The 26,584-nt window shown below is 34.0% G+C and carries 26 protein-coding genes and 1 other RNA gene; 15 read left to right on the top strand and 12 right to left on the bottom strand.

Annotated elements, in window-relative coordinates; all coding sequences use genetic code 11:
* The first annotated feature begins 38 nt into the window (after nucleotides 1–38).
* Entirely contained in the window at nucleotides 39–356 is a 318-nt protein-coding gene (locus BLR17_RS15240) for a DUF6922 domain-containing protein (RefSeq protein ID WP_066325785.1), read from the top strand.
* 214 nt (nucleotides 357–570) lie between these two features.
* On the opposite strand, the gene ssrA is transcribed toward BLR17_RS15240, so the two are convergent.
* Together ssrA and BLR17_RS15230 are read right to left on the bottom strand one after the other, a co-directional pair.
* Nucleotides 571–968: a transfer-messenger RNA gene (ssrA, locus tag BLR17_RS15235) on the bottom strand.
* A gap of 91 nt (nucleotides 969–1,059) precedes the next feature.
* Nucleotides 1,060–2,271: a serine hydrolase domain-containing protein gene (locus tag BLR17_RS15230; RefSeq protein WP_066325786.1), complete on the bottom strand. Its 1,212-nt coding sequence runs from the start codon at nucleotides 2,269–2,271 to the stop codon at nucleotides 1,060–1,062.
* 208 nt (nucleotides 2,272–2,479) lie between these two features.
* Between BLR17_RS15230 and BLR17_RS15225 the strand changes: the two genes are divergently transcribed.
* Complete coding sequence (locus BLR17_RS15225; RefSeq protein WP_066325788.1) at nucleotides 2,480–3,676, top strand: NAD(P)-dependent oxidoreductase; 1,197 nt, start codon at nucleotides 2,480–2,482, stop codon at nucleotides 3,674–3,676.
* A gap of 151 nt (nucleotides 3,677–3,827) precedes the next feature.
* Here BLR17_RS15225 and fumC read toward each other — a convergent pair whose 3' ends face one another.
* From fumC to arsC, 3 genes are all read right to left on the bottom strand, one after another.
* Nucleotides 3,828–5,213: a class II fumarate hydratase gene (gene fumC / locus BLR17_RS15220; protein WP_066325790.1), complete on the bottom strand. Its 1,386-nt coding sequence runs from the start codon at nucleotides 5,211–5,213 to the stop codon at nucleotides 3,828–3,830.
* A 484-nt stretch (nucleotides 5,214–5,697) separates the two neighbouring features.
* Nucleotides 5,698–8,184: a TonB-dependent receptor gene (locus BLR17_RS15210; RefSeq protein ID WP_066325794.1), complete on the bottom strand. Its 2,487-nt coding sequence runs from the start codon at nucleotides 8,182–8,184 to the stop codon at nucleotides 5,698–5,700.
* An 80-nt stretch (nucleotides 8,185–8,264) separates the two neighbouring features.
* On the bottom strand, nucleotides 8,265–8,615 hold the full coding sequence (gene arsC / locus BLR17_RS15205; protein WP_066325796.1) for an arsenate reductase (glutaredoxin): 351 nt from the start codon (nucleotides 8,613–8,615) through the stop codon (nucleotides 8,265–8,267).
* 97 nt (nucleotides 8,616–8,712) lie between these two features.
* On the opposite strand from arsC, the gene BLR17_RS15200 reads away from it, so the two are divergent.
* The gene (locus tag BLR17_RS15200; RefSeq protein ID WP_066325798.1) at nucleotides 8,713–9,636 is read left to right on the top strand and encodes a CPBP family intramembrane glutamic endopeptidase; all 924 of its coding nucleotides are present in this window, start codon (nucleotides 8,713–8,715) and stop codon (nucleotides 9,634–9,636) included.
* A gap of 3 nt (nucleotides 9,637–9,639) precedes the next feature.
* A complete protein-coding gene (locus BLR17_RS15195) occupies nucleotides 9,640–10,689 on the top strand; it encodes an AMP-binding protein (RefSeq protein ID WP_066325800.1) in 1,050 nt (349 codons plus the stop codon).
* A 1-nt stretch (nucleotide 10,690) separates the two neighbouring features.
* Here the strand turns inward: BLR17_RS15195 and BLR17_RS15190 are convergent, their stop codons facing one another.
* From BLR17_RS15190 to BLR17_RS15170, 5 genes are all read right to left on the bottom strand, one after another.
* A complete protein-coding gene (locus BLR17_RS15190) occupies nucleotides 10,691–11,389 on the bottom strand; it encodes a Crp/Fnr family transcriptional regulator (RefSeq protein ID WP_066325857.1) in 699 nt (232 codons plus the stop codon).
* Between the two features lie 199 nt (nucleotides 11,390–11,588).
* Nucleotides 11,589–12,137, bottom strand: coding sequence for a DUF1697 domain-containing protein (locus BLR17_RS15185; protein ID WP_066325801.1), 549 nt, complete (start codon nucleotides 12,135–12,137; stop codon nucleotides 11,589–11,591).
* Nucleotides 12,138–12,155: 18 nt separating this feature from the next.
* Entirely contained in the window at nucleotides 12,156–12,791 is a 636-nt protein-coding gene (locus tag BLR17_RS15180) for an HAD family hydrolase (RefSeq protein ID WP_066325803.1), read from the bottom strand.
* A 115-nt stretch (nucleotides 12,792–12,906) separates the two neighbouring features.
* Complete coding sequence (locus BLR17_RS15175; RefSeq protein WP_066325805.1) at nucleotides 12,907–13,554, bottom strand: HAD family hydrolase; 648 nt, start codon at nucleotides 13,552–13,554, stop codon at nucleotides 12,907–12,909.
* 237 nt (nucleotides 13,555–13,791) lie between these two features.
* Nucleotides 13,792–14,808 carry a M28 family peptidase gene (locus BLR17_RS15170; protein WP_066325807.1) on the bottom strand — a complete coding sequence of 339 codons (1,017 nt, stop codon included), beginning with the start codon at nucleotides 14,806–14,808 and terminating at the stop codon, nucleotides 13,792–13,794.
* Nucleotides 14,809–15,024: 216 nt separating this feature from the next.
* On the opposite strand from BLR17_RS15170, the gene rocD reads away from it, so the two are divergent.
* The 11 genes from rocD to BLR17_RS15115 all read left to right on the top strand — a co-directional run bounded on the left by rocD (nucleotide 15,025) and on the right by BLR17_RS15115 (nucleotide 24,311).
* The gene (rocD, locus tag BLR17_RS15165; protein WP_066325809.1) at nucleotides 15,025–16,275 is read left to right on the top strand and encodes an ornithine--oxo-acid transaminase; all 1,251 of its coding nucleotides are present in this window, start codon (nucleotides 15,025–15,027) and stop codon (nucleotides 16,273–16,275) included.
* A 6-nt stretch (nucleotides 16,276–16,281) separates the two neighbouring features.
* The gene (locus BLR17_RS15160; protein WP_066325811.1) at nucleotides 16,282–17,244 is read left to right on the top strand and encodes an arginase; all 963 of its coding nucleotides are present in this window, start codon (nucleotides 16,282–16,284) and stop codon (nucleotides 17,242–17,244) included.
* A 235-nt stretch (nucleotides 17,245–17,479) separates the two neighbouring features.
* Nucleotides 17,480–18,652: a molybdopterin molybdotransferase MoeA gene (locus BLR17_RS15155; RefSeq protein WP_066325812.1), complete on the top strand. Its 1,173-nt coding sequence runs from the start codon at nucleotides 17,480–17,482 to the stop codon at nucleotides 18,650–18,652.
* Nucleotides 18,653–18,660: 8 nt separating this feature from the next.
* A complete protein-coding gene (locus BLR17_RS15150; protein WP_066325859.1) occupies nucleotides 18,661–19,230 on the top strand; it encodes a molybdenum cofactor guanylyltransferase in 570 nt (189 codons plus the stop codon).
* A gap of 5 nt (nucleotides 19,231–19,235) precedes the next feature.
* Nucleotides 19,236–20,036, top strand: coding sequence for a uroporphyrinogen-III C-methyltransferase (cobA, locus tag BLR17_RS15145; RefSeq protein ID WP_066325814.1), 801 nt, complete (start codon nucleotides 19,236–19,238; stop codon nucleotides 20,034–20,036).
* Nucleotides 20,036–20,272: a MoaD/ThiS family protein gene (locus tag BLR17_RS15140; protein WP_066325816.1), complete on the top strand. Its 237-nt coding sequence runs from the start codon at nucleotides 20,036–20,038 to the stop codon at nucleotides 20,270–20,272. The genes cobA and BLR17_RS15140 overlap by 1 nt, the downstream gene beginning before the upstream one ends.
* 27 nt (nucleotides 20,273–20,299) lie before the next feature.
* Entirely contained in the window at nucleotides 20,300–21,370 is a 1,071-nt protein-coding gene (locus BLR17_RS15135) for a HesA/MoeB/ThiF family protein (protein WP_083189211.1), read from the top strand.
* A gap of 69 nt (nucleotides 21,371–21,439) precedes the next feature.
* Complete coding sequence (locus BLR17_RS15130) at nucleotides 21,440–21,871, top strand: molybdenum cofactor biosynthesis protein MoaE (protein ID WP_066325818.1); 432 nt, start codon at nucleotides 21,440–21,442, stop codon at nucleotides 21,869–21,871.
* 2 nt (nucleotides 21,872–21,873) lie between these two features.
* Nucleotides 21,874–22,788: a bifunctional molybdenum cofactor biosynthesis protein MoaC/MoaB gene (gene moaCB / locus BLR17_RS15125; protein WP_066325820.1), complete on the top strand. Its 915-nt coding sequence runs from the start codon at nucleotides 21,874–21,876 to the stop codon at nucleotides 22,786–22,788.
* Nucleotides 22,775–23,782 (top strand): GTP 3',8-cyclase MoaA, encoded by a 1,008-nt coding sequence (moaA, locus tag BLR17_RS15120; RefSeq protein ID WP_066325822.1) that lies wholly within the window; start codon nucleotides 22,775–22,777, stop codon nucleotides 23,780–23,782. Before moaCB ends, moaA begins: the two co-directional genes overlap by 14 nt.
* 76 nt (nucleotides 23,783–23,858) lie before the next feature.
* Entirely contained in the window at nucleotides 23,859–24,311 is a 453-nt protein-coding gene (locus tag BLR17_RS15115; protein WP_066325824.1) for a hypothetical protein, read from the top strand.
* A 175-nt stretch (nucleotides 24,312–24,486) separates the two neighbouring features.
* On the opposite strand, the gene BLR17_RS15110 is transcribed toward BLR17_RS15115, so the two are convergent.
* Both BLR17_RS15110 and BLR17_RS15105 read right to left on the bottom strand, forming a co-directional pair.
* Nucleotides 24,487–25,038, bottom strand: a complete 552-nt coding sequence (locus tag BLR17_RS15110; protein WP_066325826.1) for an acyl-CoA thioesterase — start codon at nucleotides 25,036–25,038, stop codon at nucleotides 24,487–24,489.
* A gap of 28 nt (nucleotides 25,039–25,066) precedes the next feature.
* Nucleotides 25,067–26,512 (bottom strand): rubredoxin, encoded by a 1,446-nt coding sequence (locus BLR17_RS15105; RefSeq protein ID WP_066325828.1) that lies wholly within the window; start codon nucleotides 26,510–26,512, stop codon nucleotides 25,067–25,069.
* Between the last annotated feature and the right edge of the window lie 72 nt (nucleotides 26,513–26,584).

The raw sequence follows: 26,584 nt of genomic DNA, 5'->3' as shown, positions 1-26,584 counted from the left end.
TCCACACATTCACAGCAATTACTAAAGGTAGGAGGCGAATGAATATTTCTTTAGCTTTAAAAATAGAAAAAGCTCTTGGATTGGAAGAAGGCTATTTTATAATTTTACAGGTTTATTATGATATTGAACAAGAAAAAATAAAGCAAAAGAAATCCCGTACAGATTTACCTCAGTTAAGACCAGTATTGTTTTGGGACACTAAAATAATTACAATTGATTGGGAAAAACACAAAAAAGCCATTATCAAAAGAGTTTTTGAACGTGGTAATGAGATGGGAAAAAATGAAATTATTCGTTTTTATGGCGCTAAAACAGTTGATACAATATTAAATAATCTATTCCTAAACAATGAATAGTATAAAATAGGAGTACTACTTTTAATTTTTTTATTTTACAAGAGAGTTCGACAATCCAAAGTACTATCAAAAGCTGGATATTTTTAAATTACTGATTGTTAGTTTCTTATGTTTTTTGTGATAAAATAAATTTTATGAATCGAACTCTTGTTATGTGTTGATTTTATTAGATTTTAACATAAAAAAAGGCAGAAAATTATATTGTTTTCTGCCTTTGTGGAGTCGCCGGGAATCGAACCCGGGTCCAAACAAGCAACTAAAGAGCTTTCTACACGCTTATTTCCTGATTGAATTTTCGATGTTAAGCAAGGCCAGAAACAGCCACTTAACACTTATCTTCTTAATTTTCGAAAATCACCCGAAGCTCATGATAATCTAGGTCTATTTTTACGGTTCCCCTAAACTGACCGCCATAAACCAAGGCTTTCAAGGAGAATTCAGCCTCCCTACCTTGTAGGGACGTGGCGCAATCGTACTATAATTCGGATTAAGCAGCTAAAGCGTAAGTATTTTCGCCGTTTAAAAGTTTGAGATCTTATATTTACGAGCAAGGTCTCAATGCTCGACGTGCTTACTGTTCAATTCGACTTGCTGTCAAAACCAGTCGACCCCAGTTTTATATTGGCTCAATCAAAAAAATGAGTGCGCGAATATACAATTTTCTACTATAATATTCTTATCTGAAGTTACTGTAAAGCAAAAATTATTCCTCTTTTTCCTCTTTTCCTAATTTAAACGGATAATCACCAAATAAAGGAGCTATTTTTTTTACTTGATAGGTTTTAGTAGTGTATTTATTAGATAAGGCAATAATAGTGACATGTTCTTTTAATAATGTGACATAAGAAGAGGTATTTCCGTGCCACCAACCGTTATGAAAATAGAAATTTTGTCCGGTTTCCCAGTTAATCATTCTAATTCCCAATCCGTAATTCCTTTCGCCTTTGCGTTCGTTACTAAAAGGAGTATATACCAGTTTTAATAATTTCGGACTTAAGAATTCCGGAGAGTTTCGGGCCAAATCAAATTTAAGTAAATCTCTGGGTGTTGAATAGATATTTTTATCTCCATAAATTTTATCCAGATAATCTTTACCTATCTCAACCTTGTTTCCTTTATAAGAAGGAACTATAGAATCTTTGTCTCTGTCGTAATTAAAAACAAAGGTGTGATTCATTTTCAAAGGTTTAAAAATCATACGAGCCATAGCTTTTTCATAACTAAGTCCGGTTGCTTTTTCTATGATAAGTGCCAAAACGGCATAATTAGTATTGCAATAGGCAAAACGGGTATTGGTTCTTGCTTCTAAGCCAACATCTTTCGTTGCCATTAAGTTAACAATATCTTTATTAGTAAGTATATTGTGTCTGTCCCAGACACCGTCTTTTTTATCGGTGAAATAGGCGTAATTGCGCATACCACTGCGATGATTTAAAAGCATTTTTACGGTTACTTCAGGAAAAGGAAAATTTCGAATAATACTGTTTACTTTTTGGTCTAAACCAATTTTTTTAGCATCAATTAATTTTAAAACCGCTGCTGCTGTTAATACTTTGCTTACTGAGGCTAAATGAAGTGGAGTAGTAGCTGTAATAGGTCTTTCATCTCTGAAATTAGCCATACCTTCGTATTTTTCAAAGATAATTTGGCCATTTTGAGCTACAAGAAAACTACCATTCATGCTATTGTTGGACCAGTTTTTATTATAAAAATGTTCTATAGCATTTTTTTTAGCATTTATATACTGAGCAGATAATTTAGGAAGTTTTTTCGCAGGAGGCTCCATATGAGGCATGGTGTCTTTGGGCTTTTGATTTTCCGTAAACATTCCTGTTTTATTCTTTAAATCACATGAAGATAAAACTAAAATAGGCAGGAGTAATTGTAGTATATTTGTCTTTTTTATAAAATTCATTTTTTCGGGTACTATATTGGCAAATATATAGAATCAAATACTTTTGAAAGGCGTTTTTTTTCAACCTTAACAGATTTTTTTGATAGTTTTTAATCGGATTGATTCTATGTTTTTGTCTTTCAGTATTTAATGGGTTTTATCGAACAAAATAGATTTTTTTAAATAAAAAAACAAGCTAGCCGTTTGTGATTAATAAGGAATAAAAAATATGAAATTTGGAATAATACAAGAAAGGAAAATCCCTGTTGACAGACGAGTGGTTTTTTCTCCTAATGAATTAGTAAAATTGCAATCGTTGTACCCACAATTAAATGTTGTGGTGGAAAGTTCACCAATAAGAGTATTCAGTGATTTAGAATATGAAAATGCAGGTATAGTTGTTACTAATGATGTTAGTGATTGCGATGTTTTAATTGGTGTAAAAGAAGTTCCGGTTGAAAATTTAATTCCGAATAAGTCTTATTTCTTTTTTTCGCATACTATAAAAAAACAACCGCATAACAGGGCTTTATTGCAGGGTTTATTGGCAAAAAATATTGATTTTTATGACCATGAAACCCTTGTAGATAATCATAATAACAGATTAATTGGTTTTGGACGTTATGCAGGAATGGTGGGAGCTTACAATAGTATTCGGGCTTTCGGAATAAAATTTGAATTGTTCAAATTGCCTAAGGCAGAAACACTTTCAGGAAAAGAAGATTTGATTCGTTATTTAAAAAGAATCATTTTACCGCCTATAAAATTTGTGGTTACCGGTACCGGAAAAGTAGGAGGAGGAGTCAAAGAAATTTTGGATGCAATCAAAGTGAAATCGGTAACAGTAGAGAATTATTTGACTAAGAACTATACACAGCCGGTTTATACCCAAATTGATGCTTTGGAATACAATAAAAGAAAAGACGGAACGGTTTTAGAAATAACCGATTTTTTCAAAAATCCTCAGGATTACGAAAGCAATTTTGAGCGTTTTACCAAGGTTTCGGATATTGTAATCACAGGACATTTTTATGCCAATGAAGCGCCACAAATTTTAACCCAAGAGATGTTACAATCCATAGATTGTAAAATAAAAGTAGTTGCCGATATTTCATGTGATATCAATGGGCCAATTGCCTCTACATTGCGTTCTTCAACAATTGAAGAGCCTTTTTATGGTTATTTGCCAATAGAAAATAAAGAAGTCGATATGTTTCATCCGGCAGCGATTGTGGTGATGGCGGTTGATAATTTACCTTGTGAATTGCCGAAGGATTCCAGTGAAGGTTTTGGAGAAATGTTTATCGAAAAGGTAATGCCTGCCTTTTTTAATGGTGATCAAGATGGTATTTTAGCCAGAGCAAAAATAACTGAAAATGGTAAATTGACTCCGCGATTTAGTTATTTGCAAGACTACGTTGATTAATTTTAACTTATAAAAGTTTTAACCGCAAAGTCCGCTAAGATTTTTATTTGTAAGGTTTAAAAAAAAACGCAAAGTTCACAAAGCTTTGTGGACTTTGCGTTTTTCAAAACAATGAGAAGAAAGAGCCTTGCGAACTTTGCGGTTAAAAAAATCAAACCATGTTTTCCGGTTTTACCCAGGCATCAAAATCTTCAGGACTTACATAACCCAAACGAACAGCTTCTTCTTTAAGAGTAGTTCCGTTTTTATGAGCAGTTTGTGCAATTTCGGCGGCTTTGTAATAACCTATTTTAGTGTTTAGAGCCGTAACTAACATTAATGAATTGTCAACCAGTTCTTTGATGCGTTTGTAATTTGGTTCAATTCCCTGAGCACAATGTTCGTCAAACGAAACGCAGGCATCACCAAGTAATCGGGCTGATTGCAGGAAGTTAGCAGCCATTACAGGTTTGAAGACATTCAATTCATAATGTCCCTGCATGCCGCCAACACTTATGGTTACGTCATTCCCCATAATTTGGGCGCAAACCATAGTCAGGGCTTCACATTGAGTAGGATTTACTTTTCCGGGCATGATTGATGAACCGGGTTCGTTTTCCGGAATCAGGATTTCTCCAATTCCCGAGCGTGGTCCCGAAGCCAGCATTCGGATATCATTGGCAATTTTATTCAAGGAAACAGCCAATTGTTTCAAAGCACCATGGGATTCTACAATGGCGTCGTGAGCGGCTAAGGCTTCAAATTTATTTTGGGCTGTAACAAACGGGAGTCCTGTAAACTGAGCAATGTATTGAGCTACTTTTATATCATAACCTTTAGGAGTGTTTAAACCTGTACCAACGGCGGTTCCGCCCAGAGCAATCTCGGATAAATGGGGCAAGGTGTTTTTAAGTGCTTTTATTCTATGATTGAGTTGGGATGCATAGCCTGAAAGTTCCTGTCCTAAAGTCAGCGGAGTTGCATCCATCAAATGGGTACGACCAATTTTAACTACGTTTTTGAATTCGGAAGCTTTGGCGTCAAGTGTATTTTTTAGTTTTTCTACTCCGGGAATGCTGATTTCAATAATAGCTTTGTAAGCGGCAACATGCATTGCAGTAGGGAAGGTGTCATTAGACGATTGCGATTTATTGACATCATCATTGGCTTTGATAAATTGCTCGCCTTCGCCAATTTTAAATCCTTTTAGGACTTGTGCTCTGTTAGCAATAACTTCATTTAAGTTCATATTGCTTTGCGTTCCTGAACCCGTTTGCCAGATTACTAACGGAAATTGGTCGTCCAATTTTCCGGCAAGGATTTCATCGCAAACAACAGCTATGGCATCGCGTTTTTCTACGGATAAAACACTTAAATCACAATTAGCGTATGCAGCTGCTTTTTTAAGATAAGCAAAGCCGTAGATGATTTCCATGGGCATAGAAGCCGATGGTCCTATTTTGAAATTGTTTCTGGAACGTTCGGTTTGTGCGCCCCAGTATTTATTGGCAGGGACCTGCACTTCGCCCATAGTGTCTTTTTCTATTCGATAGTTCATAATCGTCTTTGGTTTGAGTTCTGTTTTTCTTAGAAAATAGATGTGAAACTTTTTTAATTAACAAAAAGCTGTTTAAATGTACGCATAAATGTATTTTTATAAAAATTGAGTGTCTTTTTTATTGCTAAGAAAAAAATTAACTGTTACATTTGTGGCTACATTCAAAATTCCGGAAAACATGTTTGAATTTTCACAGTATTTAGGCTTCTTACTTTTTTTAACCATCCTTACTATGGGGTTTTGGTTAATGTTTTTCTTGGTTAGCTTCGTATCTTATTGGGTAGGAGGTGCAACTTGGGAGAGATTCAAAGAAAAGAGAGCAAAAAAACAAGAAGCTCAATAATTATAGAGCTTCTTAATAAAAAAGGATTCGTGAAAACGAATCCTTTTTTTATGCTAAAAAAATTAAATTCCAATAAAAAAATCCAAATTCCAACTGTTGTATTTGGAATTTGGATTTTAAAATTTTGGAAGTTATTACATATTATCCAGGGAAATCTCCACCGCCTTCACCGCCGCCATCTCCGTTGTTTTTCTGCATGTTTTTGTCCTTGTCTGTTTTCTTCATATTCAGACGGTAAGTGAATGACAAATTAAATTGTCTTCTTCTGAACTGAAATTCACTGTATGACATAACACTTGGTAAATTAGTTTCCGATTTCATTCTTCTTGAATTGAAAAGATCACTTACATTGAATGCAATTGTAGCCTTATCTTTCAGGATGTCTTTGCTAAAGGCTGTATTAACTACATAATTTCCTAAACTTTTTCCCTGAGCAGTTTTTCGTGGTCCAAAATACATTCCGGTTAACTGCCAGTCGATTTTTCCTGGTAATGTTAAACGAGAGTTTAGCCTTGAAAACCATGAGAAAGTCTCGTTGTTTAAGTTTTGGACAATCAACTCATCTTTGGTGTTAGTATAGCTATATTCTCCAGTTGTTTTAACGTTTGCAAGGTTAAAACTACTGTTGATTTTCCATTTTTTAAATGGAGTATAGTTTAAGGTAAATTCAAAACCAAATTGTTGTTCTTTAGCTAAATTGATTGGAGAACTTAAAATTACAGGATTGTTTCCAACATATTCTCCGGTTTCCATTCGAACAAAAGAGAATACATCTCTGGTGTTTTCAAAAAACATCGAAGTACTAAAAGTTACTTTTTCCCATTTTTTCAAGTATCCTAAATCAAATTTATCAGTGAAAGAAGGATTTAAATCAGGATTACCTCTAAACAAGTTGATGTTACTTGAATAGTTAGTCGCAGGATTTAAGAAACGCCCTCTTGGTCTTGATAAACGTTTGCTGTAACTTAAAGAAAGACTGCTTTCATCTGATATTTCATAGTTGATAAAGGCGCTAGGAAAGAAGTTGTTGTATTTTTTAGTGTTGAAATCATTAGTGTCTAATAAGTTCACATCAATTTTAGTGTCTTCCCAACGTAAACCAAATAAATAAGAGAATTTGTTTAATTTAAAACCATATTGAGTGTACAAAGCATTGATGCGTTCATTGTATTCTAAAGTATTTGAAAGGTATCCATTAATTGGATTTCCACTGTTGTCAGTAGTAACATTATATTGGTTATCCAGATTGTTAAAGTTTCCTTTGTAACCAGCCTCAAATTGACTACCATTTTCAAAAGGCAATACATAATCAGTTTGGATTTGAAATTGATTTTGGTTTTGATTGTTAAAAGTAGTGTTGTATGTAGCAGGGTTTCCGCTTCCTATGGTTTCATCAGTAATAAGAGAATTTTCGTTGTCTTTATTGGTAGCATAAGAGAAATCCATAGTTAACTTATGACCTTTGTCGTTGAAGTTTTTTAAGAAATTAGAAGCAAATTCCAAATCTTTTCCATTATCATCTCCTTCGCTCAAACGGTAACGAGTGGAAGTGAAATTCTTGTTGGCATCAAATGAATTGTAGTTTACCAAATCATTATTTGAACCTCTGTTATCACGATAGCTGATAGAGTTAGTCCAAAAAGTGTTAGGAGCTATAGTCCATTCTAATCCTGTTTTTGTAGAGATTCCTTTTCTGATACGCTCGGTATCTTTATCTTCATTAGTATATCCGGTAATAGTACCATTACTACTGTCTAATAATGTAGAATGAGTTAAACCACGTCCCTCACTAGTTCTGTAATCGTATCCTGTAGAGGTAAAAAAGTTTAATTTTTCTGTTTTGTAATTTAAGTTAGCACTTAAACCATAAGTTTCAGGAATTCCTGTAGAAGCAATGAAACTTCCATTAAAGCCCTGATTTCTTCCTTTTTTCAAAACGATGTTTAAAATTCCAGCTCCTCCTTCGGCATCATAACGCGCAGATGGATTGGTGATTACTTCTACTTTGTCAATCGCATCAGCAGGAATTTGGCGCAAAGCATCAGCCATATTCAATGAATTCGAAGGACGACCGTCGATAAAAATACGCACATTTTCGTTTCCGCGTAAACTTACGTTTCCTTCCACATCCACTGTAACCGAAGGAACATTTTCCAGTACATCACTTACTGTTCCTCCTTTTACAATCATGTCCTGACCTACATTGTACACTTTTTTGTCTAATTTAATTTCGACAGTCGATTTTTCGGCACGTACAACTACTTCATTCAATTGCGCGGCATCTTCAGAAAGCGCAATAATCCCTAAATCGGTGTTTTTTTCAAGACTACGCTGATTGAATTCTATAGCTTTAAAAGAGATAAATTCGATTTTAATATTGTAAATTCCGGGGACAACTTCAATTGAAAATCCACCTTTAGCATTTGTAATACCTCCGGTTATCATTTTAGGATTCTTGGTATCTGTAATGGTTACTGTTGCATATTCAAGAGGTTGTTTAGTAGCTTTTTCAACTACAGTACCTGAAATTTTCAACTTTTCCTTAACAGGATCTATTGTTTTGGCAAAATTAATCAAGCTGCTAAAAAGTAAGCATAGGCTTAAAAAGAATCTTAATGTTTGTCGCATTTTTATATTTTTTGTTTGTCTTTTGAATCAGAAAATCGGATTTGGTTTAAAATCAATTTATTAAATAAATGTTAAAAAGCTTATTTCACCTTAAAAAAAGCTTCGATTTTATCGGATTCACGGGCTATAATGGCTTTGTTACCTTTCACAATGATAGGTCTTTCAATCAAAATAGGATGCGCTATCATAGCCTGAATAATAGTTTCATCGGTCATTTCCTGATTTTTAAAATTGTCAATCCAAATTTTTTCTTTTTGACGAACCAATTCAATAGGTTTAATGGCTAATTTTTCTAATAAATCTTTAAGATCTTTCTCGGTAGGGACTTCTTCTAAATATTTAATGATTGTATATTCCTGATTGGAATTATCTAAAAAAGCCAGACAATTTCTTGATTTTCCGCAACGTGGATTATGATATACTTCAATCATGAGTACTATTTTTTAAGTTTAAAATAAAAAGGGTATTTTCGAAGAAGCAAAAATAGCTTTTGAAAGTTTAATAGTACTACTTAAATACATAAAATATATGTTTATAGAACAAGGGATTAGAAAAGAGAATAAATTTTGGAAATATTTACTGGGTTCAACAGTGATTATTGCAATGTCATTTATAGGGCAGCTCCCATTGGTAATTACTGTTGTAGCTAAAACGGTTTTAACAGGGAAAAGTTATCCGATGACTAATGAAGGAGTGATGCATTTTTTGGATTCGAATTTGACTCTTTTTTTATTGTTGCTTTCATTTGTATTTGCTTTTGCAGGGATTTATTTTGTGGTAAAGTATTTTCATAAGCAAACGATGCTTTCGGTAACGACTTCCAGAAACAAAATCGATTGGAATAGAATCCTGTTTTCTTTTGGACTTTGGTCTTTAATTTCAGTTGCTTCTGTTCTGATTTATACTTTTATTAATCCTGAATTGTACCTTTTAGATTTTAAACCTATTCCTTTCACTATTTTATTTGTCATAGCGGTAGTTTTAATTCCTATTCAAACCAGTACGGAAGAATATGTTTTCAGAGGCTATCTGATGCAGGGTTTTGGAAATCTTGCACAAAATAAATGGTTTCCTTTATTGATGACTTCTTTAATTTTTGGCGGAATGCATTTATTTAATCCGGAAGTAGCTAAAATTGGGAATGTTATTTTTGTCTATTATATTGGGACAGGATTGTTTTTAGGAATTATCACTTTGATGGACGAAGGAATGGAATTGGCTTTGGGTTTTCATGCCGCTAATAATCTTATCGGGGCTTTATTAATTACTTCGGATTGGTCGGCTTTTCAAACTCATTCTGTTTTTAAAGATATTTCCGAGCCTCATGCAGGATTTGATATTATTATGCCCGTCGTCTTGATTTACCCTGTGCTTTTGCTTATCTTTAGTAGAAAATACCAATGGGAAAATTGGAAAGAAAAATTAACAGGGACTATTGATTCAAACGATTAATTCATGAAAAGAGTTACATATAAAAATATTCATAATTTTTTTAAATACAATGGTGTCCATCTGGATAGTAACGGATTACGAATAGCAGCTTATTATTTGATAAAAGAAGGGGAAGACTATGAAAAAGCTATAGGTAATTTTTTATTGGACTGGTTTGATGAAAATTGGTATATCGATTTACAAACTTCAGGAACTACGGGAACTCCTAAAATTATTCGTAAAAGCAAACAAGCTCTTGTAAATTCGGCTTTAGCCACGGGCGATTTTTTTGATTTAAAGCCGGGCGATACCGCTTTGTGTTGTTTGCCTGTTCAATTTATTGCGGGCAAAATGATGCTGGTAAGAAGTTTTATTCTTGGTTTAGCCATCGATATTGTTGCGCCTAGCGCTAATCCTTTAGCTCAATTGAATAAAGAATACGATTTTGTAGCTATGGTTCCTATGCAGGTGCAAAACTCTTTAGATGATTTGTATAAAGTAAAAAAACTCATTATCGGTGGTGCTAAAATGGACAGCAGTTTAGAGCAAAAACTTTTGGGAATTAATACAAAAGTATATGAAACCTATGGAATGACCGAAACCATCACGCATATTGCTGCCAAAAAAATAGGAAAGCAGGTATTTTCTATTTTACCTAATGTTCGCATTTCACAGGATGAAAAAGAATGTTTGGTTATTGATGCTCCTTTAGTGAGCGAGGAGCGTTTATTTACTAATGATTTAGTTCAAATTATAAACGACCAACAATTTATTCTCTTAGGTCGTATTGATAATGTGGTCAATAGCGGAGGAGTAAAACTCATTCCTGAAAAAATTGAAGAAAAATTGAGCGATAGTATTCCTTCCCGTTTTTTTGTCGGAGGAATTCCGGATGCCGTTTTAGGTGAAAAATTGGTTTTAGTAGTTGAAGGTGAAAAACAGGAATTAGATGATGCTATTTTTACTGTATTGGATAAATATGAAAAACCGAAAGCATTGTTTTTTGTTCCGGAATTTCAATCTACTGAAAGTGGAAAAATAAAACGAAAAGCGATTTTAAAAACCTTAGTGTAGTTTATTTATGTTCTATAATTTCGGCATTCAATTTGTCAACATGCAGTAAACCAATTTTTTTATTGATTATTTTGATAACTCCTTCTTTTTTTAAACTGGAAAGAATTCGGGTTACCTGCTCATCTGTAGTACCGGCAAAGTCAGCAATTTCTTTTCTGGAAAGATTAATGTTGAGTAAATTGTTAGTGTGTCCAAATTTTTTCAGCAAATACAACAGGATATCAATTACTCTTTCGCGTACATTCATCTGAGCAATTTTTTTAACTCTGTTCTCGCTTTTGTTTAATTCCTCTGCATAGAACAGCATCATATCATAAGTAAATTCAGGAATTGATTTTAGAATGGAATGCATCACATCATTACTGAAATTACATAAAACCGTATCTTCAATTGCTGATGCGGCTATTAAATAACGATTGCTGGTTCCAAATCCTCTAAAACCAATAGTTTCTCCATCATTACTAAGGCGGACAATTTGTTCTCGACCGTAAATTCCGGTTTTTAAAACCTTTACTTTTCCTTTATAAATAAAATACAATCCTTGAATTGGAGCTCCTTCAATCATAAATTGCTGCCCTTTTTTACAGGTGTAATTGGTTTTTTCTAATATGAAATCCTGCATCTTTTCCAGATGCAAATGTTTCTTGATAAAACAATTGCTATTGATGCAGCTGGTACAATCTGTGTTAATTCCTCTCATTTGTTTTTTGATTAAGCGATGAGTAGAACTCAAGTTTTAATAGAACAAATGTAATTAAAAATAAGTATTAATACGTATTTTTTTTGTTGAATTACTTAGTTTGTGCTGTTTTTATGGAATTGAAAATTGGAATACAACTTTTTATTATAATCTTATTTTTTAGACTAAAATTATATTAAGTTGATAATGTCTTTGGTTATTATTCTTGTTCGTTATACATTTTTAATAAATGTGTTACGGTATTCCAGTTGCGAATTGTTGCGGTTAAGTTTAGCTTTTTCTCAATGTATTTTTGGTCTAATCTTGTTTTTCCGGCAGAAACAGCATATTTAATAAAGATTCTATTTTTATCAATATGAACTTCATCAGGTTTTATAGCGCTCATTTTAAGATCGTGAATTCGGTCTTTGTGTAATTCCATTGAAACAAAAGCAACATACAGTTTTTTAGTATCAACTTCAGAAGCTTTTACAAACGGATTATTTTCCTGACAGGCTATTAAATCTTCTTTATTAATTACCACTACAGGAACATCATGACCAAAGACTTTGAAAATTTCCTGTTTGATTTTGAAACCTACTGCGGCGGGATTTTCTTCTTCGCTGGTTACAAATACATTTCCGGTTTGAATGTAGGTAATTACATTGGTAAAGCCCATGTTTTCAAGCATTTTTTGCAAGGCATCCATTTTCATCATGTTGTGTCCCGAAACGTTGATGCCGCGAAGTAAAGCCAGGTGTGTAGTCATATTTTTGCTGTCAATAAGTTATTGCAAAAGTAAATGAAGTTGTGCCATATCATCAAATAAAGGAATGTTCATTTGCTGTAAAACATCAAAATTAACGTGATTGGTAAAACCAAAAACATCAAAACCTCCTGCTAAAGCTGCCTGAACACCTGCAGGACTGTCTTCGATAATAACACAGTCTTCTACTTCAAATCCCATGGTTTTGGCAGCATGCAAATACAATTCGGGATTGGGTTTCCAGCTGTTGATATCGTAAGCACTAAAAATATTTCCGTTAAATTTATCAATCAGTTTAGTGGTTGTTAAATTGAGTTTTATTTTATCAGCAGGACCATTTGAAGCAACCGCAATAGGAACTTTAATATTGGCTAACAATTCATGGATTCCTTTTATAGGCTGTAATTCTTTTTGAAAAGCTTCGAAAGTTCGGGCTCTGAAATCTTCTTCAAAATCATCAGGTAACTGTTTATTGGCTAAATCGGCAATATAATCAAAACAAAATTCCAATGATTTTCCTAAAAAGTGTTGATGCGCAAAGTTTTCATCAATGATTGCTCCGTGTGATGCTGCCATATCCACTAAGGTACCAATAGAGATTGCCTCGCTGTCCACCAGTACGCCATCGCAGTCAAAAATGATGCATTTGTATTTCATATATGTGAAATTTATTTTTTAGCGGTCATATAGTTATCGCCTTTTTATTTATTGGTGTTTGCTTACGCAAACTTTTTGTTAATGGCGATTTCATGATTTTAAATTGGTATTCTAATTATAAAAGTGCAATTAACTCTAACGGATGACTGATTATGGCTTGAGCGCCTTCAGTCAGCAGTTCTTCTTTTGGTCTGTAGCCCCAAAGTACTCCTACGGCATACATATTGGCGTTTTTTGCTGTTTGCATATCAATACCCGAATCGCCTACATAGAGAAATTCTTCGGGAGAAATTCCGAATTCGTTACTGATATCAATTGCAGCTGATGGATTTGGTTTCTTTGTTGCCTCACTTTTTAAACCCATTACGATTTCGAAATAGTCCGGAAATAAGGATAGTCCAATTTTCTTTGTCAATTCGTCGGCTTTATTGGATAAAATAGCCAGCTTAATATTTTGAGATTTTAATTTGTCCAAAAGCTCCATAATGCCATCGTAAGCTGATGTTTTATTGGTGCAATTTTCGCGGTAAGCGGCCATCATAGCCTGAAAAGTACTTTCGATAGTTGCTTCGTCTTTGTGGTTTTCTGGGAGTGCTTTGGTAACCAAATTTCTAAGTCCGCTGCCTATAAAGTCATTAATTACTTCATAACTATGAGTAGGAAAGTTCCGTTCCTGAAGAACCTTGTTTATTGAATCGGCGATGTCTATAAGTGAGTTAACCAGAGTTCCGTCAAGGTCAAATAATACGGCTTTAAATTTCATTTTTTATGTAGTGTCAATGTAACGTAATAATTTTAACCGCAAAGTTCGCTAAGTTTTTCACAAAGTTCACAAAGTTTTAAATAAAAAATGTTACACACAGATTTCACTAATTAACACAAAGTTGAATGCAGTCAAACTTTAATTACACAAATTTTTTCTGCCTTTGGCAGATTCGTGTAATTATAACTAAAAAGCATTTCGTGTTAATTAGTGTAATTCGTGTGGAAACATAACGTCTTATTTTTTATCAACAACAATTCTGTTTTCTCTATTGGCTAATTCCCAGGCAATATTGAAAGCCAGTTGGGCTCTTTTTGCCAAAGCATCGTATTCAATTTTATCCGGAGTATCGGTTTTACGGTGATAATCAGCATGTGTGCCGTTAAATATAAAAACGGACGGAATTCCAAGAGCCGCAAAATTATAATGGTCAGAACGGCGATAGAAATTATTAGGATCATTTAGTGCATTGTATTTATAATCTAAATCTAAGTGAACGTAATTTTCGTTCACTGTTTTACAAATTTTATCCAACTCACTGGAAAGCCTGTCCGCTCCAATTAAATAAACGTAATTATTAGACTTGGTATGTGCTTCATCTCGGCGTCCTATCATATCAATATTGATATCGGCAACCGTATTTTTTATAGGAAATAAAGGGTTTTCGGTATAATAACGTGAACCATGTAAACCGTGTTCTTCACCGGTAACATGTAGAAATAAAATAGAACGTTTCGGACCTTTTCCTTCTTTTTTGGCCAATTGAAAAGCCTGAGCAATTTCCAGTAAAGCTACTGTTCCGGAACCGTCGTCATCAGCACCATAAAAAATGGCATTGTTTTTAACGCCTATATGGTCGTAATGAGCCGAAATAACGATGATTTCATTGGGTTTTTCAGAGCCTTCAATAAATGCCCAAATGTTTTCAGAATCAGGTAAATTTTCATTTTTTATGGCATTTAAAAAAGCAGCCGGGATATGCTGATAATAATTTTGAGCTCCTTTAGGGAAAGGAATTTTGTTTTTTTGATATTGGCTAATAAGATATTTTCCGGCTTTTTTTTGACCTGCAGAACCTGTTTCTCTTCCTTCCATAGAATCGCTCGCTACAATGTAAAGATGGGTTTTTAACTCTTCAGCAGTAATGGAGTTAGTATATTTTACAGGGTTGATTATGTTTTTTGTAGGGATATCTTTTGTGCCCTGGCAGGAGGCTAAACAACTAAATGTTAAAAGAAGTATTGTTTTTTTCATGTAGTTAAAGCTTGTGTGTTGTATAAGGTGTATTTACAAATATCTGAAAATTAATTCAATAAAAAGGATATAAAAAAAAGGTACTTGGCAAAGCTTTTTTTTCAACTGAAAATAGTACGATTGTCTTCTTTTATTGATGATAGAACTCTTGTGTTGAGGTTTTGACAGGCAATAAAATATACGTAATTTTGTATTAAGTCTAACAATACAATTATCATGGAACAAATTCAGCAAATACTTTCTCCTAAATCAGAATCATTAATAGATAAAGAAAATAATTATGGTGCGCATAATTACCATCCATTACCGGTAGTTTTGGAAAAAGGAGAAGGAGTGTTTGTGTGGGATGTTGATGGGAAAAAATATTATGATTTTCTATCGGCTTACTCAGCTGTGAATCAAGGGCATTGTCATCCTAAAATTGTTGGGGCAATGGTACAACAGGCACAAAAATTAGCACTGACTTCCCGCGCTTTTTATAATGACCAATTAGGTGTTTATGAAGAATATGTGACGAAGTACTTCGGTTTTGATAAAGTATTACCAATGAATACCGGTGCCGAAGCAGTTGAAACCGCTTTGAAACTGTGTAGAAAATGGGCATATGAAGTAAAGAAAATTCATGAAAATCAGGCGCAAATCATCGTTTGCGAAAATAATTTCCACGGAAGAACGACTACCATTATTTCGTTTTCCAATGACGAAACTGCCCGCAAAAGTTTTGGTCCTTTTACCGAAGGTTTTATCAAAATAGAATACGATAATCTGGATGCTTTGGAAAAGGTTTTGGAATCTTCTAAAAATATTGCCGGATTCTTAGTAGAACCTATTCAGGGTGAAGCAGGAGTGTATGTGCCAAGCGAAGGTTATTTAGCAAAAGCCAAAGCATTATGTGAAAAACACAATGTGTTGTTCATAGCCGATGAGGTGCAAACCGGAATTGCGCGTACTGGGAAATTATTGGCGGTGCAACATGAAAATGTGCAACCCGATATTCTTATTTTAGGAAAAGCCTTGTCGGGTGGTGTTTATCCTGTTTCGGCTGTTTTAGCCAATAATGCGATAATGAATGTTATTAAACCGGGGCAACATGGTTCTACTTTTGGCGGAAATCCTGTGGCGGCAGCTGTTGCTATTGCAGCACTCGATGTGATAAAAGACGAAAAATTAGCCGAAAATGCTGAGCGTTTAGGTGAAATTTTAAGAGACGGCTTGAATGCTATTGCTTCGAGAAATCCTTTGATTTCTTTAGTGAGAGGAAAAGGATTGTTGAATGCTATAGTAATTGATTGTGACGAAGAGTCTGATTTGGCTTGGAATATTTGTTTGAAATTCAGAGATTATGGTTTGCTTGCCAAACCTACTCATGGAAACAAAATACGCCTGGCACCACCATTAGTTATCACCGAAAATCAAATTCAGGATTGTCTTTCTATTATTGAAAAAGCGTTAAACGATTTTAAATAAAATGGTATGGATCGGGTAATTAAATTAATAAAAAATCGCTCGGATATTGGTGGTGGAACTCGTGGTTCTGATTTAGGAGTGGATGCATTAGAAGTTGCAGCAATCAATCACGGAAGTGAATATTTTAATCAATTTACTTTTGAAGATGTCAAAACGCATAATGAAACCATTTATGATAAAAACAGAAATACGTTTGCTAAGCGAATCGAATTTGTTTTAGAGCAATGTACTCGTGTTTCTTATACTATTAAGCGTACTCTAGAAGCTCATTTTTTGCCCATCGTTTTATCGGGGGATCATTCTTCGGCATTAGGAACAATAAGCGGAATCAAAGCGGTGTATCCTGATAAAACTTTAGGGGTAATTTGGATTGATGCGCATGCCGATTTGCATTCTCCATACACTTCTCCTTCAGGAAATATCCATGGAATGCCATTAGCTGCTGCTTTGGGATTTGATAATTTGAAATGCCAAATCAATGAAGTGATTCCTGAAACCCAGCAACATTGGGAAGAAATAAAAAATATTGGTGTTGAAGGTCCTAAGCTCGAGCATGAACATTTAATTTATTTTGGAGTTCGTGATACCGAAGAGGCTGAAGACATTCAAATAGCTGAACTTGGAATTAAGAATTTCCGGGTGGAGGAAGTTCGTTTTAAAGGATTAGAGAATTGCGTAGAAAGAGCATTGGCACAATTAATTCATTGTGATATGATTTATGTTTCATTTGATGTAGATTCTTTAGACTGTGATTTGATTTCAAACGGAACAGGGACTCCGGTTTCTAAAGGATTTGATCAATACGAAGTGATAGCTATTATTAACCAAATTATTGCTTCCGGAAAGGTTGTTTGCGTAGAAATTTGCGAAATTAATCCGCTTTTAGATACCAAAGGGAATAAAATGGCCGAAGCGGCTTTTGAGGTTTTAGAGCAAATTACCTCAGCTTTGATTTTACCTTTTGAATAGTTTTTTAGCCTTGTTTTGGGGAGTGAAATGTTAAATGTACTTTGTTCTTAAAGCAGTTGACTTTAAGAATTTGTAACAAAAAACAAGTTATTATTTGTTTTTTCGCAATAAATGGAATTTTAATTCTCTTTATTGTATTTCGTTTTCTAAAACCGTTAATTTATAACAATACAAACTAAAATTACGTATATTTGCATAAGTATTTATACTTAGTTTTTAAAAAAAATATTTTTTTATGATTCAAGTAGCCGAAGCTTTAAATATAATAGCTGAGAACAGCTGTAAAATGCCAATCACAAAAATGAAAGTGAGTAAATCACTGGGATATGTTTTGGCGGAAGCAGTTTATTCTCCAATAAATATGCCTCCTTTCCGTCAGTCGGCGATGGATGGATATGCTTTTACACACGGCGATTTGACACAGTTTGAAGTGGTAAGTACTTCGCAGGCTGGAGATTTTCTGGACGAGAAAATTCAGAGAAATCAGGCGGTTCGCATTTTTACAGGTGCTTTTGTTCCGGATGATACTGATACTGTGGTGATGCAGGAGCATACAACAAGAACGGACAATTTGCTTCAAATAGAGAAAATGCCCGCGGCTTGTGCTAATGTTCGTGAAAAAGGCGAACAAATTAAAAAAGGCGAATTGGTTTTTGATGTAAATACGGTGATTACTCCGGCAGCTATTGGTTTTTTAGCTTGTTTGGGAATTACAAAAATCAAAGTGTACCAAAAACCGAAAGTAGCTATTTTGGTTACCGGAAACGAATTAGTGCCTGCCGGAAATAAATTGCCAAAAGGAAAGATTTACGAGAGTAATTCGCTAATGATAGAAGCGGCTTTACAAACAATCGGGATTAAGAAAACGACTGTTTTTAAAGTAAAAGATAGTTTGAAAAAAACGATTAAAGCGGTAGAAAGCTGTTTGGCTCATTTTGATGTAGTGCTAATTTCAGGCGGAATTTCGGTTGGTGATTATGATTATGTTAAAGAGGCCTTGTTGAAAAACGGAGTGACTGAGTTGTTTTATAAGATTAATCAAAAACCGGGGAAACCTTTGTTTTTTGGAACAAAAGAAAATAAAATTGTCTTTGCTTTACCGGGAAATCCGGCTTCCTCACTGACTTGTTTTTATGTATATGCTTTTCCCGCCTTGAAAAAAATGATGGGATTTGAAGCGATACATTTACCGGAAATGAAGAAAAAGATAAGTACAGATTTTAAAAATACATCAGGTAAAACTTTGTTTTTGAAAGCGTTGTATGGAGATGAAAAAGTAACAGTTTTAGAGAGTCAAAGCTCGGCAATGTTAAATACTTTTGCAGTTGCAAATGGTTTAATTGTTATACCACATGATATTACTCATGTTATGGCAAATCAGGAAGTAGTAGTTTTGCCTTTTAATTGAAAGAAAAAATGGAAAAAGTTACAGTATCGATTCTTTGTGGAGGCAAAAGCAGCCGAATGCAATCAGAGAAAGGACTGGTGCTTTTTCAGGGAAAAGCTTTTATCGAGCATATTATTGAAGCGGCGTTGCCGATTAGTAATGAAATACAATTAGTGACCAATACATCTGATTATGATTATTTGTCCTATACGAAAATAAAAGATATTGAATTAGATAAAGGACCTATTGGCGGAATTTATTCGGCTTTGGTTCACTCTCAATCAGAGATTAATTTGATATTAAGTTGTGATATTCCTTTAATTTCAACAGCAATTTTATCGGAATTGATAACAAAACATACAACGGATTTTGAAGTTTCTGTTTTTTCAGATGCCAATAAAATTCACCCTTTGATAGGAATTTATTCGAAGAAAATAATTCCGGTTTTGAAAAAGGCTATAGATGAGAATGATTTAAAAATGATGCGCTTGTTAGATAAAGTGAATCATCAGATAATTGAAGTTGCAGGAGAAAAAAGCAAGCAATTTAGAAATGTCAATTCGCTTGCTGAATTAAATGAATTGAATATCAAATACTGAAGAATATGAAGAATGCAAACACACCAAAGTTGACAATTGTAGGAGCTGGACCTGGCGATGTGGAATTAATTACCATCAAAGCCATTAAAGCGATAGGAGATGCGGATGTAGTGCTTTATGATGCACTGGTTAATGAGGATTTATTGCAATATGCTGCTGCAGGAACTGAAATAGTTTTTGTAGGTAAGCGTTTTGGTTGTCATGCTTATACTCAGGATCAGATAAATGATTTGATTGTGGTTATGGCTCAGAAATACGGTCATGTGGTGCGATTGAAAGGTGGAGATCCATTTGTTTTTGGAAGAGGAAGTGAAGAAATTGAATTTGCTCAAAAACATGGTTTACAAACCGCTATCGTACCGGGAATATCTTCAGCTTTAGGTGTTCCTGCTTCTAACGGAATCAGTTTAACACAACGCGGAATTTCGGAAAGTTTCTGGGTAATTACAGGAACAACTTCAGCACATAAATTATCTACTGATGTGAGTCTGGCGGCGCAATCGTCGGCTACGGTGGTAATTTTGATGGGAATGAATAAATTGAACGAGATTGTTTCTATTTATCAAAACAACAGAACCGATGATTTACCGGTTGCCATCATTCAAAACGGAACTAAGGATACGCAGAAAAAAGTAATTGGAACAGTAAGTACGATTAGTGATTTGGTAGCTGAACATAAATTAGCTTCACCGGCCATTATTGTAATTGGAGAGGTGGTAAATCATACTTCGGAGTTGTCAGTTTTTACTAAGGCTGCTTATAGTGATGATGAATTTATTTTTCAAAATTTAAATGTAACCGAATAATGCTAAGTGTAAAATATTTTGGTGCTGTAGCCGAAAAAACAAAGGTTCAAGGAGAGGATATTCCTTTTTCTAATTTATCTTTACAGGAATTAGTTGATGAATTAGAACAAAAATATGATTTGGGCGCGCTTTCTTATAGTGTTGCTGTTAATCAAAAAATAGTGCAAGACGCAAATAGTTATATGTTAATAAGCAATGATGTTGTTGCTTTATTACCTCCCTTTGCCGGAGGTTAAAAACAAACTATTTCTTAATTGGTAGAAATGATGCGATACAATCGACAAATTATACTTTCTGAAGTTGGCGAAAAAGGTCAGCAAAAACTAGGTCAAGCTAAAGTATTAATTATAGGTGCTGGTGGTTTAGGTGCGGCAATTTTACCGTATTTGGCAGCAGCCGGAATAGGAGAAATAGGAATTATTGATGACGATGCCATCGAAATTACTAATCTGCAACGTCAGGTAATTTACAGGAATGATGCGATTGGGAAATCAAAAGCTCTGGAAGCTAAAAAAATGGCTTTGTCTTTAAATCCTTCAATACAAATTAATGCCATTACCGATACTCTGAATGCTAAAAATGCTATTGCATTATTCGAGTATTATGATATTATGGTCGACGCCACCGATAATTTACAAACCAAATATTTAATTAACGATGCCTGTGTGGTAACCAACAAAGCTTTTGTTTACGGTTCAATTTATAAATTCCAAGGGCAGGTTTCGGTGTTTAATTATCAAAACGGACCTACTTACCGCTGTCTTTTTCCAGATGAAAAGTCTAACAGTAAAAATTGTGTTGATGCAGGAGTAATGGGAATTTCGGTGGGAATTATCGGGATGTTTCAGGCGAATGAAGTGTTGAAAATGGTTCTTGGAATAGGAAATGTGCTTTCAGGCGAATTGTTGATTTACAATATGCTTACGAATGACCAACAAAAATTTGAGTTGGTTAAAAGCAATTCTACTTTATTTAGCAGATTGGATTTCGAAAAAAAATACCATGTTGTTGAAAATACAGTTTTAGAAATAACAGCTAATGAAGCTTTAGAAGGCATAAACAATCCGGAAGTTCTTTTTCTGGATGTAAGAAATGAAGACGAATTTCCTAAAATAAGTTTGCCGAATGCGATCCAAATTCCTCTTTCCGATTTAGAAGACAATTTATCTGAATTGGATTCGAATAAAAAGCTGTTGGTTTATTGCCAATCGGGAATAAGAAGTAAAAGAGCGGTCGAAATCTTGATAAATAATTCGTTTTCAAAAGTACAAAGTATTGCCGGTGGCGCTTTAAAATTGGAAGGAGTTATAGCCACTAATGCTATTTCTATTTAAAAATAATAACCACAGATTCACAAATTATAATTATTTAAAATCTGCGAATTTGCGGTAAAAAATAATATTATGAGCAAAAAAGTTTTCATAGAAGGAGCCATTACTCCTGAATTCATAGCCGATTCGATTGCAAAACACCAGGGAAAACATACCATTGGTGCGCACAATATTTTTTTGGGTCAGGTTCGTGCCGATATTCATGAGGAAAATGTGGTAAAAGCAATTGAGTACACGGCTTATGAAGAAATGGCTAATGAAGCTTTAAGTGTAATCAGAGAAAGAGCTTTTGCTCAATTTGATCTGGTTTGTATGCACATTTACCATAGTTTGGGTGTTGTAAAAGCCGGTGAAATTTGTCTGTTTGTCTTTGTTTCTGCAGGACATAGACCTGAGGTTTATGAAGCTACTGAAGCTATTGTAAACTGGATTAAAACCGAAGTACCTATCTTTGGTAAGGAAATATTTGAAAATGAAGACTTCGTTTGGAAGCAAAATAAATAAAAATGGTAGATATTACCCATAAAATAAGTACGTTGCGCTCAGCAACAGCCATGGCAACGGTAAAAGTAAGTTTGCCGGAAACTATTGAAGCTATTGAGAAAAATTTGGTTCCCAAAGGCAATGTGCTTGAAATGGCTAAAACAGCGGGTTTATTTGCTGTGAAAAATACGCATTTATCCATTCCTGATTGTCATCCGCTGCCAATTGAATATACGGCGGTGGCTTATGAAATCAAGGATTTAACGATTGATATTTTGTTTACGGTGAAAACCGTTTACAAAACCGGAGTAGAGGTAGAGGCGATGCACGGAGCGTCTATTGTGGCGTTGACTATGTATGATATGCTGAAACCGATTGATAAGAATATCGAAATTTCGACTATTAAATTAGTGGAGAAAAAAGGCGGGAAATCATCTTATAAGAACAGATTCCGTGATGTTTTAAAAGCGGCAGTTTTTGTTTGTTCGGATTCTATTTTTGCAGGAGAAAAAGAAGACCGTTCAGGGAAAGTTATCGTTGAGAAATTAGAATCGTATGGTGTTGAAACTACGCATTACGAAATTATTCCAGATGAGGTTGATTTTATTCAGGACAGAACTAAAAAATATGCTGAGGATAATCAGCTGGTAATTTTTACCGGAGGAACAGGGCTTTCGCCAAGAGATGTTACGCCGGAAGCTTTAGAACCGTTATTAGAAAACAGAATTCCGGGAATTGAAGAAGCGATTCGTAATTATGGTCAGGACAGAATGCCGTATGCAATGCTTTCACGTTCAGTTGTCGGAACTATAGGAGATAGCTTGGTTTTGGCTTTGCCAGGTTCGGTTAACGGTGCCAAAGAATCTATGGATGCTGTTTTTCCACATGTTTTACATGTTTTTCACATCCTAAAAGGGAGTAATCATGATACCAAATAACACCATATTGACGGATGATTTTGGTCGTAAACACAACTATTTGCGTATTTCTTTAATTGAAAAATGCAATTTGCGTTGTACTTATTGCATGCCTGCTGAGGGAATTGCATTATCTCCGAAAAAAGAGTTAATGACCGCCGATGAGGTTTTTGCTATCGCCCAAACATTCGTAAATAATGGCGTTAACAAAATAAGATTGACAGGAGGAGAACCGCTGTTGCGAAAAGATTTTCCTGAAATTATTGAAAAGTTATCCCAATTAGAAACAGAAATTTCAATTACTACAAACGGAATTCTGATTGACAGACATATTGATGTTTTAAAACAGTTTAACGTCAAAAAAATCAACCTGAGTCTGGATACTTTGGTGGCATCCAAATTCAACACCATTACACTTCGCAATCAGTTTGAAAAGGTAATTGATAATTTGCATTTACTCTTGAATAATGATTTTAAGGTAAAAGTTAATGTGGTTTTGATTAAAGGTTTTAATGATAACGAAATTATCGATTTTATAAATCTGACAGAATCTTTGCCTATTTCGATTCGTTTTATCGAATTCATGCCTTTTGCCGGAAATCAGTGGGATAGGAGCAAAATGGTTTCTCAAACGGAAATTTTAAATCAGCTGAAAACTCATTTCTCGGAATCGAATATTGAAAAATTACAAGACGAAAAAAACTTCACTGCCAGAGAATTCAAAATCAAAAATCATTTAGGAAGTTTCGGGATTATTAGTTCGATTACCAATCCGTTTTGTGATGGCTGTAATAGAATCCGCCTTACGGCAAATGGAAAAATCAAGAATTGCCTGTTTTCCAATTCAGAAACGGATTTACTTACGGCTTATAGAAATGGCGAAGCAATAGAAATGATTATCGCTTCTGCAATTAAAAATAAGAAGAAAGTTAGAGCAGGTATGACAACTATTGAAGATGTTGATAATCCTGTTTTAAATCAGGATAATCGTTCTATGATTGCTATTGGGGGGTAGTTTGTTGTTCCAACATATTAGTTAAAGAAAGTTTAAATCAAAAAGCGAAACTATAAAACCCAAATCTTCATTAAAAATGCCTGAATATTATCCCAAAATAGCTGAAAGAAAAACTGATGAACTAATTTTAATTGCAAATTCGTCAACTAAAGTTTGGAAACAAGATGCAATTAATCAAGCCAAATCTGAATTAAAAAAGAGAAATATTACTGAAAAACAACAAGATGATTATTTTGAAAAAATACTCAAAGAAATTAATAATGAGAATGAAAATTTAGAAAGTAAAAGAAAGTTGAACAAACTTGAAAAGTATAATATTTTTGAAATGATTTTTATTGTTGTTGTTTCTCCTTTTATACTTATGAAGCAATGGAGAGTTCTTTACGAATTAAAACAAGAAAATTACATTTTGAAATTTAAACAAAGAATAATCTTGTTGATATTAGGGATGATTATTTGGTTTGGATATTTTTATTATGAATTTACCCAATGGCAAAAAGCAGAATTTAATAAAGAATCAAGGTATTAATTAATTTTGGAAAGAATTTTTCCTTCAAGTCATTTGATGAGATTACTCCTTCGTCGGAATGACAAGTTTGTAGTTTAAATACAAAAAGCACAGTATTACACTGTGCTTTTCGCGTTTTTAGATGTTGTTTATAGATTCGGCCGTTTTAGCAAACGGTCGGGTTTATAGCAACATTTTATTTTTCAAAGTCTACTTTTACTTTGTATTCGTTTGATTTTAATATGTTCTCAATAGAACCAAAAGTAGCAATGGTTTTTTGGTATTCTTTTTCTTTTTTCAATGCAATTTGTCTTAATGCGTTTTGAAAACGACTCACTTCTTTTAAGGTAGTAAGAATTAAACCCGGAACAGGAGTGTTTTTCCCTTCTTTATCTTTGGCAACCATTGTGAAATAAGAAGAGTTACAATGTTTAATCACTCCTGATTGAATGTTTTCGGCTTCTACCCGAATTCCGATAATCATGGAGCTGTTTCCAACATAATTCACACTTGCTTTCATTGTTACCAATTCGCCTACTTCAATTGGTTTCAGAAAGTTTACGGTATCTACAGAAGCTGTTACACAATAATTTCCTGAAAATTTAGAACCACAGGCAAAGGCAATTTGGTCCATTAGGGATAAAATATAGCCACCATGAATTTTCCCACTGAAATTAGTGTGCGAAGGAAGCATTAACTCTGATATAGTTATTTTTGAAGAATCAACAGTTTTATATTCGAGACTCATAAAAGGTGTTTTTTAGGATAATTTTAATTTAAATATCTTGTTTTTCTGTTGTCAAAAGTACAAAATCTGATTTTGGAGCTTCGCATAACGGACAACAATAGTCAGCAGGAAGATCTTCAAACAGAATTCCTTTTTTGATTCCTTGTACCGCATCACCAAATTCAGGGTTATAAATGGTTAAGCATTCTGTACATTGGTAAATATCATGTTCCTGATTTTCTTTTTTAGTTGCAGCCGCAGCCGCATTATTTTCAACTGTTGTGATATTTCCTAATTCATTAAAGTATTTTTTACTCAATTCGATTAAAATACTTGGTAATTCCAGTTTGTCAATATCCTGAGTGTGAACAATGTATTCTCTGGTGTTAGGGTCGAAATGTTTGGCGTACAGCACATTGTAAGTGTCTCTGATTTTAATAGACTCCAAATCCTTTGGTAACCTATTTTTTTCAATTACAATTGAGGTAAAATAATGTCCTTCGCGATTGTAATCGGAAATACCAAAAGTAAGTCCGTAAGTACTGATGTCAAATTGATCTAATGTTCTCACTAAGAACGTTTTTAGATTCAAAGACCAGTCGGTGGCTACAGGCAAATGCCAGTTTAGTTCCAATAAGGAATGGCGTACATTGATTCCTTTTTTTCCAAGGAATTTTTCCCAGTCTAATTTTCGGTCTTTTGGAATTCCTTTAACAATAAAAGATTTCCAGGGAGTAATACATATTTTTCCGATTTTGCAATCAAAACACAAATCACACATTTCCTTTAAAAACTCTAAATCATAAAGGTTGTTTCTCCAATATAGTCCTAGCCAGTATTGATCAATACCCAAACGGTTCATTCCTTCGTAATAAGGAAACGGATAAAAAGGAATATTTAAAGCTTTGTCGATGGTTCGGTTATTAGAATCTATATTTTCGCTAACCAAATTGAAAATCATGTCAATTCCAATAGCTTCTTCGCTAACAATACGTTCTATTTCGTAATAAATTTTAGCAATATCCCAGCTGTAAATCAAAACAGGATACACTTCTATACGCTGCCATTTAGGCAAACGAATGTATAAGTACCAATAATCTTCATGTTCTGAAGCAATAAAATTGATATGTCCGGTAAATAATGGAACTAATTGTTGTTTTGGATCGGTGATATTTACTTTTAAGACAGGTTGTTCTTTGAATTGTTCTAAAATATACAGGAATTTATTACCGGTAAGCCAAGGGGTGTTTCTAAAAATATCAGTAGAAACATAAGAAGAAACAATGTTGTTTCCGCTTTGTTCATTTGGATAAACAATATGTAGTTTTCCATTGTTTTCTGATTCCGAATATTTGAAACCATTAGGGAAAATAATATCTTGTCTGGAACCAAAAGAAATGTTTTTTAGCCCTTGTTCTAAGCTCAGGTTGACAATGTTTCTTAACTCGCCCGGCGAAATAACGCCTCCTTTTACTATTAATCGTGTTAATTCCATGTTCTTTAAAGTTTATGGTTTGTCATTTATTGTTTATAGTTACCGAACACTGAACTACAAACTATAAACTAC

The sequence above is a fragment of the Flavobacterium glycines genome, from assembly GCF_900100165.1.
Classification (GTDB): domain Bacteria; phylum Bacteroidota; class Bacteroidia; order Flavobacteriales; family Flavobacteriaceae; genus Flavobacterium; species Flavobacterium glycines.
Note: the sequence above shows the minus strand (reverse complement) of the source record. Positions and strands in the feature narration are given on the sequence as shown.